Origin of the sequence: Bradyrhizobium sp. SZCCHNS3052, assembly GCF_032484495.1 — a bacterium.
Lineage (GTDB): Bacteria > Pseudomonadota > Alphaproteobacteria > Rhizobiales > Xanthobacteraceae > Bradyrhizobium.
Window position 1 is genome coordinate 229874 of record NZ_JAUETB010000003.1, and the last position, 13923, is coordinate 243796.

The 13923-nt window shown below is 66.6% G+C and carries 12 protein-coding genes; 5 read left to right on the forward strand and 7 right to left on the reverse strand.

Features of this window, described 5'->3' with window-relative positions; all coding sequences use genetic code 11:
* Nucleotides 1-43: 43 nt before the first annotated feature.
* Complete coding sequence (locus QX073_RS12640) at nucleotides 44-1900, reverse strand: feruloyl-CoA synthase (RefSeq protein ID WP_316201458.1); 1857 nt, start codon at nucleotides 1898-1900, stop codon at nucleotides 44-46.
* 288 nt (nucleotides 1901-2188) lie between these two features.
* Here QX073_RS12640 and QX073_RS12645 point away from each other — a divergent pair, with 288 nt between their 5' ends.
* Complete coding sequence (locus tag QX073_RS12645) at nucleotides 2189-2668, forward strand: MarR family winged helix-turn-helix transcriptional regulator (RefSeq protein WP_316169479.1); 480 nt, start codon at nucleotides 2189-2191, stop codon at nucleotides 2666-2668.
* Between the two features lie 163 nt (nucleotides 2669-2831).
* Here QX073_RS12645 and QX073_RS12650 read toward each other — a convergent pair whose 3' ends face one another.
* Nucleotides 2832-5711: an EAL domain-containing protein gene (locus tag QX073_RS12650; RefSeq protein WP_315713890.1), complete on the reverse strand. Its 2880-nt coding sequence runs from the start codon at nucleotides 5709-5711 to the stop codon at nucleotides 2832-2834.
* 169 nt (nucleotides 5712-5880) lie between these two features.
* Nucleotides 5881-6879, reverse strand: a complete 999-nt coding sequence (locus QX073_RS12655) for an NAD(P)H-quinone oxidoreductase (RefSeq protein ID WP_316193520.1) — start codon at nucleotides 6877-6879, stop codon at nucleotides 5881-5883.
* 87 nt (nucleotides 6880-6966) lie between these two features.
* Between QX073_RS12655 and QX073_RS12660 the strand changes: the two genes are divergently transcribed.
* Both QX073_RS12660 and QX073_RS12665 read left to right on the forward strand, forming a co-directional pair.
* Nucleotides 6967-7158: a DUF1192 domain-containing protein gene (locus QX073_RS12660; RefSeq protein ID WP_315713892.1), complete on the forward strand. Its 192-nt coding sequence runs from the start codon at nucleotides 6967-6969 to the stop codon at nucleotides 7156-7158.
* Nucleotides 7159-7771: 613 nt separating this feature from the next.
* Entirely contained in the window at nucleotides 7772-8284 is a 513-nt protein-coding gene (locus QX073_RS12665) for a DUF1465 family protein (protein WP_315713893.1), read from the forward strand.
* Between the two features lie 159 nt (nucleotides 8285-8443).
* Here the strand turns inward: QX073_RS12665 and rpmE are convergent, their stop codons facing one another.
* Entirely contained in the window at nucleotides 8444-8671 is a 228-nt protein-coding gene (gene rpmE, locus QX073_RS12670) for a 50S ribosomal protein L31 (protein ID WP_012046762.1), read from the reverse strand.
* Between the two features lie 223 nt (nucleotides 8672-8894).
* Here rpmE and QX073_RS12675 point away from each other — a divergent pair, with 223 nt between their 5' ends.
* The gene (locus QX073_RS12675) at nucleotides 8895-10751 is read left to right on the forward strand and encodes an ABC transporter ATP-binding protein/permease (RefSeq protein WP_316169477.1); all 1857 of its coding nucleotides are present in this window, start codon (nucleotides 8895-8897) and stop codon (nucleotides 10749-10751) included.
* Nucleotides 10752-10898: 147 nt separating this feature from the next.
* Nucleotides 10899-11099, forward strand: a complete 201-nt coding sequence (locus QX073_RS12680) for a hypothetical protein (protein ID WP_006614616.1) — start codon at nucleotides 10899-10901, stop codon at nucleotides 11097-11099.
* A 227-nt stretch (nucleotides 11100-11326) separates the two neighbouring features.
* Here QX073_RS12680 and QX073_RS12685 read toward each other — a convergent pair whose 3' ends face one another.
* From QX073_RS12685 to QX073_RS12695, 3 genes are read right to left on the reverse strand one after another with little or no spacing between them, the layout of a single operon-like run.
* Nucleotides 11327-11809, reverse strand: coding sequence for a GNAT family N-acetyltransferase (locus QX073_RS12685; RefSeq protein ID WP_315713895.1), 483 nt, complete (start codon nucleotides 11807-11809; stop codon nucleotides 11327-11329).
* A complete protein-coding gene (locus QX073_RS12690; RefSeq protein WP_315734445.1) occupies nucleotides 11806-12834 on the reverse strand; it encodes a peptidoglycan -binding protein in 1029 nt (342 codons plus the stop codon). The genes QX073_RS12685 and QX073_RS12690 overlap by 4 nt, the downstream gene beginning before the upstream one ends.
* A gap of 42 nt (nucleotides 12835-12876) precedes the next feature.
* The gene (locus tag QX073_RS12695) at nucleotides 12877-13866 is read right to left on the reverse strand and encodes a flagellar motor protein MotA (RefSeq protein ID WP_315826018.1); all 990 of its coding nucleotides are present in this window, start codon (nucleotides 13864-13866) and stop codon (nucleotides 12877-12879) included.
* Nucleotides 13867-13923 lie beyond the last annotated feature (57 nt).

A 13923-nucleotide genomic window follows, 5' to 3' on the forward strand; every position in this document is an offset into this window, starting at 1 on the left:
AGCGCCGTCTTGTGAGTGAGTTGAGTAGTTGCGTAGTTCTGGGTCAGGACATGTCGGGCCTGATCAGCTCGGTCGCGGTTTCATCCTTCAGTCGTGCGACCAGATCGGCGCGGCGGGTGAGCACTGCGCGCTGGTTGATATAGCCCTTGTCAGTGATCTCGCCGGCATCGAGCAAGGGCGGCTCCGCCATCAACAGCGCACGGGTCGCATAGCGCGACGAGCCGACCGCCTCGGTGCGGAGCCTGGCCAATCCTCGCGCGATGGCGGTGCGCACCGATGGATGCGCCAGAACGTCGCCGGCCGGGACGGCCTCGGTCATCCCGGCAGCGCCGCGGCACGCTGCGATGTTGGGCACGATGAGAAAGTGCACCTCGTCGGTGCCGTGGCCGGCGATCACGATGTCCTGCGCCAACGGCGCCAGCGCCGCGATGCCGGCGACGCGCAGCGCGCCGACGTTCACCCATGTCCCGGAGCTGAGCTTGAAATCCTCGGTGATGCGGCCGTCGAAGAACAGGCCGCGCTCCGGATGCTCGGGATCTGCAAGCTTCACGGCGTCGCCGATCTTGTAGAAGCCCTCCTCGTCGAAAGCCGCGGCCGTGAGTTCGGGCGCCTTCCAATAGCCCGGCATCACGTTCGGCCCGCGCACGCGCACCTCGAGCTTCTCGCCGGTCGGCACCAGCTTGAGCTCTGTGCCGGGGATGGGCACGCCGATGTTGCCGGCGCGCTCGGCGAAGAAGTGGCAGTCGGTCGCGAGCGGCGATGTCTCGGTGGCGCCCCACGCCGACACCAGCGGTGCAGGGCGGCCGATCGTGGCCCGGCTCATCTCGTTGAGCGCATCCCACAGATTTTGCGGCAAGGCCGCGGCCGCATAGAGGATGCACCTGACGCCGGAGAAAAATCTGCGGCGCAGATCGTCGTCGGACCTGAGTGCCGCGACCAGCATGTCGAAGCCGCGCGGCACGTTGAAATAGATCGTCGGCACCAGGCTGCGTAGATTGGCGAGCGACGTCTCGAACAGGCCCGGCGCAGGCTTGCCGCCGTCGATGTAGATCGATCCGCCGTGGCTCAGCACCAGGTTGAAATTGTGGTTGGCGCCGAAGGTGTGACTCCATGGCAGCCAGTCGACGATGACGGGGCCGCCCTCGACCTCGCGCAGGAACATCCACAACTGCGCCTTGGCCTGCTGGCTCATGGTCAGCATCCGGTGCGTGTTGATCACCGCTTTCGGCTGCCCGGTCGAGCCGGAGGTGAACAGCAGCTTGGCCACCGTGTCCGGCGTGACCGCGGCGAAGGCGCGGTCGACCTCGGCGCCGGGCTTCGTCGCGAGCAGGGTCTGCAGCGGCACCGCGCTCGTTCCATCGCCGTCGCCGGCAATGATCGTTGCCCGATGCAGGCCGTCGACGGCCGCGAGCGCGCGCGCGAACGGCTCGCGCTGCGCGACGAAGATGGCGCCCGGATCGAGCAGACGGATCATCGCGCGCAGCTTCTCGTGATCCGTCGACATCAGCGAATAGGCCGGCGAGATCGCGCAGACGGGGATGCCGACATGCTGCGCTGCGAGCGCCAGCACGGCATGGGCGATGCTGTTGTCGGAGAGGATCGCGAGCGGACGCTCCGGACCGAGGCCCTGCGCGAGCATCCAGGCCGCGGCGGCGCGGACCTGCATCAATGTTTCGCCGTAGGTGAGCCAGGTCCAGTTGTCGCCACGACGTTCGGCCAGGAACGTGCGATCCGGGAAATGGCGGCCCCAATGCTCCAGCCATTCGCCGGTGCAGCGCGCGGCCGGCTGCAGCGGCATGCGCGAGCGCAGGATGATCGCGCCGTCGTCGCGCCTGACAGCCTCGATCGACGGCTCGGCGAACATCGCAGGCTCGGAGGCGCGGCGTTCTGCATCAGCCATGGCGTGTCTCCGGGCTGCGGGAGGTGATCGCTGAAGCTGCAGTGCGGGAGGAACACGCTGCGCGGCGGGCGCCGCGATCGGGTGTAATGCGCCGCCGCATTGCGGTTGCAATGCAGGCAACCATCGCCATCGATGACGGCATGCGTTTCCCTCCCATGTTGTATTCGTTGACCGCGAGACTAACAGAATGGTTGTACTTTGCAATTATTGTGGATGTGACCGATTGGAGCGGCTTGCCCCTGCGACGGCATCGGTCTAGGCAAGGATGCCTCATGTCAGCGAGCCAGCATGCCCAAGAGCGCGAGCACCGGAGCGCAGCGAGACACAACCAGCCAGGATTCCGGGATCGGTCTCGGTGAGCTCGAGAACCATCTCGGCTATTTCGTCCGCCGCCTGCAGCACTGGATTTTCCGCGATGTCAACGCCGCGCTCGCGACGATCGACCTCGACGTCATCCTCTATTCGATCCTGGAGACGATCGCGGCCAATCCCGGCGCCGCGCAGATCGCGATCGCCGGCGCGCTGGGCATCGAGCGCGCGCGCATGGTCGCGCTGCTCGACGACCTGCAGCAGGCCGGCCTGATCGTGCGCGAACGCTCCGAGCACGACCGCAGGGCCCATGCGCTCGGCCTGACGCCGCGTGGCCGCCTGATGCTCAAGAAGGCCAATGCACTGGTCGCCGCGCACGAGAAGCGGGTGGCACGCCGGCTTGGGGGCGACAATTATCGCCGCGCGCTCACGGCGCTGTCGCAGTTCGAGACGGACTAGGCTCGTCGCGAACGGGCCATGTCGCGAGCCTTCTGCCCCGCAAGCACGCATCGGTCATCACTCACACGGCACCCTTTACGCGGTACCGCGGTAAATCTACCTCAAACGAAGCAAAATGAAAGATGCATCCTGAGGCTGTTGCCGTCCTGGATGCATTGCAGCCTCAGCTCGCCGCTTCCAGCCGCTCTTCCGTGAGAAGCCGCATCGCGGCGTCGGCGTCCATCGGCTCGCCGAAGGCGTAGCCCTGGGCGTATTCGCAGCCGAGCTGATAGAGCTCGACGGCATCGGAGTCGGTCTCCGCGCCTTCCGCCACCACGTCCATGCCGAGGTCGTGCGCCAGCGCGATGATCGATTTGAGGATGACGGGACGGGTGCCGCGCGCGGTGGTGCGCACGAACGACTGGTCGATCTTCAAGGTGTCGAACGGGAAGCGCTGCAGATAGGCCAGCGAGGAATGGCCGGTGCCGAAATCGTCGATCGACAGGCCGACGCCGAGCTCGCGGATGCGCGCCAGCATCTGCGCGGCGTGCTCGGGGTTTTCCATCACCAGCGATTCCGTCAGCTCGATCTTGAGCGAGCCGCGCGCCACCGAAGAGCGCGCCAGCACCGAGCGGATGTCGTGGATCAGGTCGTGGCGCAGGAGCTGGCGGGAGGAGACGTTGACGCTGGCGAAGATCGGCTCGCGCAGCCGTGTCGCGCGCTGCCACACCGAGAGCTGCCGCGCCGTCTGGTCGAGCACGAAGGTGCCGAGATCGACGATCAGGCCGATCTCTTCCGCGATGGTGATGAACTCGATCGGCGACATCCGGCCGAGCTTCGGATGGTCCCAGCGTGCCAACGCCTCGAAGCCGGCGATCGAGCGATCCTCCAGCCGCACGATCGGCTGGTAAAGGATGGTGATCTCCTGGCGCTCGATCGAGCGGCGCAGCTCGCTCTCCAGGGTCAGGCGGTCGTTCTTGCGCGCGCGCATCGCCGGCTTGTAGACGTCGATGCGGTCGCCGCCGATGCGCTTGGAATGATACATCGCAAGCTCGGCATCCTTGATGATGTCCTCCGACAGCTGCGTCTGCGGATCGGACAAAGCGAGCCCGATCGAGGCGGTCAGGAAGATCTCGCGCTCGTTGAAGGCGATCGGCGCGCGGATGGTCTTGCGGATGGTCTCGGCGAAAGCGGTGATGCGGGCGGGGTCCTGCTCGGACAGCAGGATCAGGCCGAACTGATCGCCGGCCAGCCGCGCCAGCGTGTCCTGGGGCTTGAGGATGCGCGACAGCCGCCGCGCCAGGGTCAGCAGGATGGAATCGCCGACCGCGATGCCGACGGAGTCGTTGACCTGCTTGAAGCGGTCGAGATCGATCACCATCAGGGTCGGCCGCATGGCCGGCATCGACTTGGCGAAATTGGCGACGGCGGCAAGACGGTCGATGAACAGCTTGCGGTTGGGCAGGCCGGTCAGATTGTCGTGCACGCTGTCGTGGAGCAGGCGCTCCTCGGCATTCTTGAACTCGGTCACGTCCGTCAAGGTGCCGACCACGCGCGAGACCTCGCCGTCGGAGCCGACCACGGGGCGCGCCTTCAGCGCGAACCACATGAAATGGCCGTCGGGCGTGCGCAGCCGGAAGTCCTGCACCAGGCGGCCGCGGCGCTGGTCGAGGACACTGTCGAGCGCGGCGCGGAAGCGGTCCTGATCGAGCGGATGCAGCACCTCGAGCCATTTCGCGGCCGGGCCTTCGAGCGTGCCGCGCTTGAGGCCGAGCAGGCTCTCGGTCTCCGGGCTGGTGAACACCTTGTCGGCGGAGACGTCCCAGTCCCAGATCAGGTCGCCGGAGCCGGCGAGCGCCAGCGCGCGGCGCTCGACGTCGGAGACGATGCCGGTGGTGGCGCCGCCGCCGGCGAAGGCGTGCTGCATCACGGTGAAGCCGATCAGCATCACGATCAGCACGAGGCCGCCGAGCAGCGCCGGGCCGACGATGTCGTTGGTGACCTGGCCCGCAACCGTCATGCCGGCGGCGGCGACCCACACCGTGAGCAGGAACCAGGTCGGGATCAGCAGCACCGCGCGGTCGAAGCCGTGGCTGGAGAGATAGACGATCAGCGCAAAGCCCAGCACGGCGATCAAGAGCAACGACATGCGCGCGATGCCCGAGGCCACCGCCGGGTCGAACAGCGCCACCGCGACCAGCGAGCCCAGGAAGAACAGCCAGCCCAGCGTGATGTGCGAGTAGCGAACGTGCCAGCGCGACAAATTGAGATAGGCGAACAGGAACACCAGCAGGGTCGCGGCGAGGATCGCCTCGCCCGCCGCGCGCCAGACGCGCTCGGCATTGTTCGACATGTCCAGGACCTTGCCCCAGAAGCCGAAATCGACGCCGATATAGACCAGCACCGCCCAGGCCAGCGCCGCGGCCGCCGGAAACATGATACTGCCCTTGACCACGAACAGGATCGTGAGAACGAGGGCGAGAAGACCGGAGATGCCGATCACGATGCCCTGGTACAGCGTGAACGAGTTGACCTTGTCCTTGTAGGCCTCGGGCTCCCACAGATAGAGCTGCGGCAGCTTGTCCGTGCGCAGCTCGGCCACGAAGGTAACGACCGAGCCCGGATCGAGGGTGACGCGGAAGACGTCGGCGGTCGGGCTCTCCTGCCGCTCCGGCAGGTCGCCGACCGAGGGCGTGATGGTGGCGATGCGCGACAGGCCGAGATCGGGCCACAACACGCCGGAGCCGACCACGCGGTAGTGCGGTGCCACGATCAGGCGGTCGAGCTGGTCGTCGGTGTTGTTGGCCAGTGCGAACACGATCCAGTTCTGGCCGCCCTCGCGGGCCCGCACCTCGATGCGGCGGACGATGCCGTCGGTGCCGGGCGCGGTCGAGACCTGGATGCGGTCGTTCTCGCTGCGCTGATGATCGAGGATGCCCGTGAGGTCGATCGCAGGCGCATCGCTGCGAACGCTGACCGCGTCAACGGCCTGAGCGGGGGCAGCGGCACCACACATCACGAGGCCCAGCGCCGCCAACGACGCGAGGCACCTGATCAGACGCAATGTCAAATCTCCGCGTTCGACACCAATCCAAAGCGAAACAAGCCAAATCGAAAGAGGTCGTCGCCGGGCTAATTGGAGCCGTTCCAGGCACGGTTCAGCTGTGCGCGATCATTGGCACGAAAGCGAGGAGAATCAAAGAGTTTCCAAACACGCTGTGTTTAGACTGCGCCTAGATTTCCAACACAATTTTGCCAATATGTTGGCTCGTCTCCATGCGTGCATGCGCTTTGGCTGCATCTGCGAGGGGAAAGGTCGAGTCCATCAATGGCTTGATGCGGCCCTCGCGCAGGAACGGCATCACCTTGGCCTCGATCGCCGCCACCATCGCCGCCTTGTCGGCGTTGCTGCGCGGGCGCAGCGTGGATCCGGTATGGGTCAGGCGCTTCACCATCAGCTTGACGAAATTGACTGACGCCTTGGGGCTGGCGAGGAAGGCGATCTGGACGATGCGGCCATCGGTGGCCGCGGCGTCGTAGTTGCGCTCGATGTAGTCGCCGCCGACCATGTCGAGGATGACGTTGGCGCCCTTGCCGCCGGTCGCTTCCTTGACCACGGCGACGAAGTCCTCCGTCTTGTAGTTGATGGCGCGGTCGGCGCCGAGCTTCACGCAGGCGTCGGCCTTGTCCTGCGAGCCGACGGTGACCAGCACCTTGGCGCCGAATGCCTTGCCGAGCTGGATCGCCATGGTGCCGATGCCGGAGGAGCCGCCATGCACCAGCAGGGTCTCGCCCGCCTTCAGGCCGCCGCGCTCGAACACGTTGTGCCAGACCGTCATCAGGGTCTCGGGCAGGGCGCCGGCTTCCAGGAGGGACAGCGCCGGCGGCACCGCCATCGCCTGCGCGTCTTGTGCGATGCAATATTGCGCATAGCCGCCGCCGGCGACCAGGGACATCACGGTGTCGCCGAGCTTGTGCCGGACGGCGCCCTCGCCGAGCGCCACGACCTCCCCGGCCACTTCCAGCCCCGGCAGGTCGCTGGCGCCGGGCGGCGGCGGATAGCTGCCGGAGCGCTGGGCGACATCGGGACGGTTAACGCCGGCGGCCTTCACCTTGATCAGGATCTCGCCGGGGCCGGGCTTGGGCACGGGCCGGGTTTCCGGCTTGAGCACCTCGGGTCCGCCCGGCTGGCTGATGGCGACCACGGTCATTTGCGCGGGCAGCTGTTCCATGAGAAATCCTTCGGCGAGGGCTGAAAGCGGGTGCTGCCGCGTGCTTAAGCCAGCCGGGGCATGGCTGGCAACCGGGAGGAGGGTGAGATGGCGAACGAGGACGACGATCGGCCGCGCAAGGCCGTTTCGCACGAGATCGGGCAGGATCTGTCGATGCTGTCGGTCGAGGAGCTGACCAGCCGGGTGGCGCTGCTCCGGGCCGAGATCGAGCGCATCGAGCAGGCGGTGGCGAAAAAGCGCGCCTCGCGTGATGCCGCCGCCAGCATCTTCAAGTCGTGAACCTCGCGGCCGTAGAAACGCGGTCGGCCAGTGGCCGACATGGCTAACGAAGATTGAAAAATTTTCGCCATTTACGGTTGATTAAGCTTTCGCGTTTACAACCGGAACCGTCCTCGTTTGGACACCGAGTGGCTCCTGTCCACTCTGTTTGACGCCTCCCTGTTATCAACTTCAAAGCCGCCGGAAACGGCGGCTCTTTTTTTGCGCCCGCGCCGAGCCGGGCGAACCGGGCGGTCGCCCGTGGCGCGCTCCCCCATGCGCAGGCGGCGATCGTGGAACGAACGTCGTGCCGGCTCATTGCGCCCGTGCCGGTCTTCGGTCGCCAGCAGGTCAGGCGCGAAAATCCTGTGCGCCGCGGCAGGCGTGACGATCCTCGTTCGACGACTGCAAACTATTGCCGTGATCATGGTTGCTAGTTGAGCTGATCGTGCGACTCGGCCGCGATCGGCCGTGTTGCAGTCGCAAATGGTACGAGGGCACGGCATGGCCCACGCCGTGGAAACCATAAAAGGCGTTGCTGCTGGACTCTCGAAACCGGCCGCGCAATGATTTGTTCATCATACCGGCGACGTTGCCGGGTTGCGTAAACAGTCGCGTTTAAGAGGCGTTAACCATGTCGGACCGTTTGCTGGGCGATGGCGCTCTGGTTCAGTTCAACGAGCGGCTCACCAATTCTGCTGCATTCGGCGCGCTGTTCCGGGAAGGCATGGATCTGGTCGAGGAGACCGCCGCCTATCTCGATGGCGACGGCCGCAACGAGGCCAAGGCGCTCGACCGCGCCGTCAGCCTGACCTACGCGACCGAGAGCATGCGTCTCACCACCCGCCTGATGCAACTGGCGTCCTGGCTGCTCCTGCACCGCGCGGTGAAGGAGGGCGAGATGACCCTGAGCCAGGCCAACCGCGAGAAGACCAAGGTCAAGCTCACCGCCGCAGATCCCGGGCCGGATGATCTGCTGGAGAAGCTGCCGCAGCAGCTGCAGAGCCTGATCTCGCGCTCGATGAGCCTGCAGGTGCGGGTCCGCCGGCTCGACTCGACAATTCATTCCCCGCCGCCGGACCAGAGCGCGATCGGCAATCCGCTGGTGCCGCATCTCAACCGGCTGAAGGCCGCGTTCGAGCAGTAGGCCCCGGCATCGGGCGGCCCCCGCCGGGGCCGCTCCCCCAGCCGAAGGTCTCGTTGCGACCAGCTCAGAAACAAAAACGCCCCCGTTTCCGGGGGCGTTTTGCTGTGAGCTCTCGATCAGGCGCAGGCCAGGAAGGCCGGTGCCGAGGGCAAGAAGGCATCAATCCTTCTTGAGGAAGCCCTGGAACTTCTTCTGGAAGCGCGAGACACGGCCGCCGCGATCCATGATCTGTTGGGTGCCACCGGTCCAGGCCGGGTGTGACTTGGGGTCGATGTCGAGGTTGAGCTTGTCGCCCTCTTTGCCCCAGGTCGAGCGGGTCTGGTACTCGGTGCCATCGGTCATCACGACCGTAATCGTATGATAATTCGGGTGAATGTCGGCTTTCATGGCTGATCCTACGGCACGATGCGAAGACATGATGCGACGCGGCCGCGCCTGATCCTGTCGTCACTGAAGGGGGACAATTGGCGGGCTCTATAGCCCAAGGTTCTGCCCAAAACAAGCCAAGGTCGCGGATGAACACCTTGGTACGTTTCCGGATTTGCCAAGCCCGGCCCGGCGGGCCTATCAGGACGGCAGATCGGTATTTGGAAGAATTCTCAGGTGGCCCATGAGCGCAGTGGAACGGCTTGACGAGCGGCAGGGCGCTGCCCCAGGGCAGGATCCGGTTGGAGATGCCGTTGCGGCCGTCGAGGCATTGGCCGAGCCGGCAAGCCCTGTGCGGCGCTCGAAGCTGCGCCCGCTGCTGGCGCTGTCTCCCTATGTCCTGCGCTATCGCGGCCGCGCCCTGCTGGCGCTGATCGCGCTCACGGTCGCGGCCCTGACCACGCTTCTGGTGCCGATCGCGGTCCGCCGCATGATCGATTTCGGCTTCACGCCGAAAGGCATCGAGCTGATCAACAGCTATTTCAGCGTCATGATCGCCGTCGTGGCGGTGCTCGCGCTGGCAAGCGCGGCCCGCTACTACCTCGTCATGACGATCGGCGAGCGCATCGTCGCCGATCTCCGGCGCGACGTGTTCGCGCATCTGATGTCGCTGTCGCCGTCCTTCTTCGATTCCGCGCGCTCCGGCGAGCTGGTGTCGCGGCTCACCGCCGACACCACCCAGATCAAATCGGCGGCGGGCGCCTCCGTTTCCATCGCGCTGCGCAATCTGCTGCTGTTCATCGGCGCCACCGCGATGATGGTGATCACGAGCCCGAAGCTGTCCGGCTTCGTGCTGCTGGCGATCCCGCTGATCGTGCTGCCGCTGGTGGCGTTCGGGCGCTGGGTCCGGCGGCTGTCGCGCAACGCCCAGGACACGCTCGCCGACGCCTCGGCCTATGCGTCCGAGCTGATCGGCTCGATCAGGACGGTGCAGGCCTATACCAGCGAGAGGCTCGCGGCGGCGCGTTTCGGCGGCGAGGTCGAGCAGGCCTACGAGGCGGCGCGGGTCTCGACCCAGGCGCGCGGCGTGCTCACCGCGATCATCATCTTCATCGTGTTCTCCAGCGTCGTCGCGATCCTCTGGGTCGGCTCCCACGACGTGCTGACCGGTGCGATCAGCGCCGGCCGGCTCGGTCAGTTCGTGCTCTACGCGGCCTTCGCCGCCGCCGGGCTCGGCCAGCTCTCGGAGGTCTGGGGCGAAGTGTCGGCGGCGTCCGGCGCCGCCGAGCGGCTGTTCGAGCTGTTGCACGTGCAGCCGGAAATCACGGCGCCGGCGCAGCCGCGCCCGATGCCGGAGCCGGCGCGTGGCGACCTCGGCTTCGAGCGGGTCAGCTTCGCCTATCCGGGTCGCCCCGATGTCCGCGTCCTCGATGACGTCTCGTTTGCGATCCGCGCCGGTGAGAAGGTCGCGATCGTCGGCCCCTCCGGCGCCGGCAAGAGCACGCTGTTCCATCTTCTGCTGCGCTTCTACGATCCCGCCTCCGGCTCGATCTCGTTCGACGGTGTGCCGGTGCGCGCGGCCGACCCGCGCAGGATGCGCGAGCGCATCGCGCTGGTGCCGCAGGAATCCGTGGTGTTCGCCGCCAGTGCGCGCGAGAACATCCGCTTCGGCCGGCCGGAGGCGACCGACGCCGAGGTCGAGCGCGCCGCCGATCTCGCTCATGCCAGCGAATTCATCCGCCGCTTGCCGGACGGCTTCGACACCTCGCTCGGCGAGCGCGGCGTCACGCTCTCGGGCGGCCAGCGCCAGCGCATCGCCATCGCGCGCGCCATCCTGCGCGATGCGCCGCTGCTGCTGCTCGACGAGGCGACCTCGGCGCTCGACGCCGAGAGCGAGACGCTGGTGCAGACCGCGCTCGAGGGGCTGATGAAGGACCGTACCACCCTGGTGATCGCGCATCGCCTCGCGACGGTGCTGTCCTGCGACCGCATCCTGGTCATGGATCGCGGCCGCATCGTCGAGCAGGGCACCCACACGTCGCTGGTTGCGGCCAACGGCCTCTATGCGCGGCTGGCCCGGCTGCAGTTCGAGGGCGTGTAGTTCCTGCAACACCGTGGACGGCCGGCAACACCCTCGGAATTCTCGTTCCCGACCCTGCAACCTTTCTCCCGCCTTGTACGTTCCCTGCCGGAACAGATGGCGCGCCGCTCGTAGCAGGCGTGCCGGGTCCCAACAGGAGCAACGGACATGCCTTATCGTCGTGGCAGTTTTGCCCTCACGCCGCCCTCGTTCGTCATCTTCGCAATTGCGCTGGTGCTCGCCCTCGTCGCGATGCTCGCGCACTACATGCACGCCTCGGTGCCGCTGCTGTCGGCCGCCCACGCCTTCGACGCGCTGGCGATCGCGTTCGTGGTGCTGACGATCGGTGTGCTGTTTCGCGGCGTTTGAGGACAATACGAAACGGGTCGAGCAGAGAAGTCGTTAGCTCCCTGCGCCAGCAATTGTGTGAATAGAAATCGCGGCGCGCTCGGTGCACCTCGCCCCGCGTGCGGGGAGAGGTCGGATTGCATCGTCAGATGCAATCCGGGTGAGGGGGGCTCTCCGCACGGTCGGTGCGCGTGGCTGCCCCTCACCCCAACACTCTCCCCGTAAGAACGGGGAGAGGGAGCGCAGCGTCATTGCGGCACCATCTCGGATTCAACAGATTGTGTTGGCATCCACACCATCCGCAGCACGGGACGGCCCGAGGTCGGGTTGACGTCCTCGCCGGCTTCAATGAAGCCGTTGCGCTTGTAGAAGCGGATCGCGCGCGCGTTGTCTTTGTTCACAAGCAGCGTGATGCCGTGAGGTGATCGCTCCTTCGCTGCATCGACCAACTGAGTAGCGAGCGGCGAGCCCCAATGCTCGGGCGAGACGACCAGCTGATCGAGATAGCCCGTCGCATCGATCGTGACGAACCCGGCGAGCACGCCCTCCGCCTCGGCCACGATCACATCGGCCTTCGGCACCAGCTCGCTGCGCCAGCGTTCGCGCCACCACGGCACCCGCGCGGCAAAATCGATGGCGGGATAGGCGAGCTGCCAGGTCTCCTGCCACAGCGCGATTGCCGCGTCCTCGTCGTCGGCGCGATAGGGGCGCAGGGTGGAGCTCGACGTCACCGCTCCGTCAGCTTCAGCTCGATACGCCGGTTGCGGCGGAAGGCGTCCTCTGTGTTCGCGGGGTCGAGCGGCTGGAATTCGGCGAAGCCCGCCGCGACCAGGCGCTGCGCAGGGACGCCGAGCGAGATCAGATACTGCACCACCGAGATGGCGCGCGCCGAGGACAACTCCCAGTTCGACTTGAACACCGGGCTGTTGATCGGACGAACGTCGGTGTGGCCGTCGACCCGCAGCACCCAGGAGATCTCAGCGGGGATCTGCTTGTCGAGATCGACCAGCGCCGTCGCCACCGAGTTCAGCTCCTGCTGGCCCTCGGGCAGCAGGGTGGCTTGCCCCGTGTCGAAGAACACCTCGGACTGGAACACGAAGCGGTCGCCGACGACGCGAATGTCGGGACGGTTGCCGAGGATGGCGCGCAGCCGGCCGAAGAACTCCGAGCGGTACCGGGTCAGCTCCTGGACCCGCTGTGCCAGCGCGACGTTGAGGCGCGAGCCGAGATCGGCGATGCGGCTCTGCGATTCCTTGTCGCGCTTCTCCGAGGCATCGAGCGCATCCTCGAGCGCGGCGAGCTGGCGGCGCAGTGCGCTGATCTGCTGGTTGAGCACCTCGATCTGGGCCAGCGCCCGCGCCGTGACCTGCTTCTCGGAATCGAGTGCCCGGTTGAGCTCGTTGGCGCGGCCGGCGGCATTGCTGCCGGCATTGGCTAGCCCGTCATAGAGGCCCTTGACGCGGTCGCGCTCAGCTTCGGCGCTTGCGAGCCCGGCGCGCAGTTGCGCAACCTGGTCGTCCAGCGAGAGCTTGCCGAGCTTCTCCAGGGACAGCATCTCGTTGAGCTGCGCGATCTTGGCGTTGAGCTGCTCCAGCGCCTTGTCCTTGCCGGTGACCTCCTGCGACAGGAAGAACTGCACCACCAGGAACACGGTCAGCAGGAACACGATCGACAGCACCAGCGTCGACAGCGCATCGACGAAGCCCGGCCAGTAGTTGAGGCCGGAATCTCCACGGCGGGTACGGGCAAGCGCCATTCAGCGTCTCCTAGTTCGTCTTCGGCCGGCCGGTCGAGCAGCTCAACTCTTCTCGGTCTGCCGCGCCAGCCGCTCCAGCAGCCGCTTGATCTCGCGGTTCTGCTCGCCCTGGCCATCGGCCCATTCGCGGATCATCTGCTGCTCGGTGCGCATGTGCCCGACCAGGCCCTGGATCGCCTCGGCGAGGTTGGCCATCGCCGCGGTGGCGCCGCGGTTGGAGCCGTCCTCCATCGCGGTGCGCAGCCGCTCGATGGCAACCGAGAGGTCGGCACCGGTGTCGCCGCTGCCGCCATATTCCCGCACGGTGCCGGCGAGCCAGTCCTCCAGATCGGTATAGAAGCGGTTCTGCGCCTGGCTCGATTGCAGGTCGAGGAAACCGAGGATCAGCGAGCCGGCGAGGCCGAACAGCGAGGACGAGAACGAGATGCCCATGCCGCCCAGCGGCGCGGCAAGGCCGCCCTTCAGCGTATCGAACAGCGCGCCGGCGTCGCCACCGACCTTGAGCCCCTCGATCACCTTGCCGACCGAGCCGACCGTTTCGATCAGGCCCCAGAACGTGCCGAGCAGGCCCAGGAACACCAGGAGGCCGGTCATGTAGCGGGAGATGTCGCGGGCCTCGTCGAGCCGGGTGGCGATCGAGTCGAGCAGGTGGCGCATGGTCTGCTGCGAGATCGACATTCGCCCCGAGCGCTCGCGGCCGAGGATCGCGGCCATCGGCGCCAGCAGGACCGGGTGGCGAGGCACCGCCAGGCCGGGATCGGCGATGCGGAAATTGTTGACCCAGGACACTTCCGGATAGAGCCGGACCACCTGGCGGAACGCCAGGATGACGCCGATCAACAGTACCGCCCCGATCAGCGCGTTCAGGCCGGGATTGGCGAAGAACGCCAGGATGATCTGCTTGTACAGCACGACACCGACCAGGGCGCACAGCACCAGGAAGACCAGCATCCGCACCAGGAAGATCCGGGGCGTGGACAGCTTGGTCGGTTCGAGATCCATCGCGGAGCGGGAAGGGGAGCCTTGAGGCATTGTCGATGACATCCGTTGCGGGGACCGGTACCTGAAATCCACTATGGCACAGCAGCG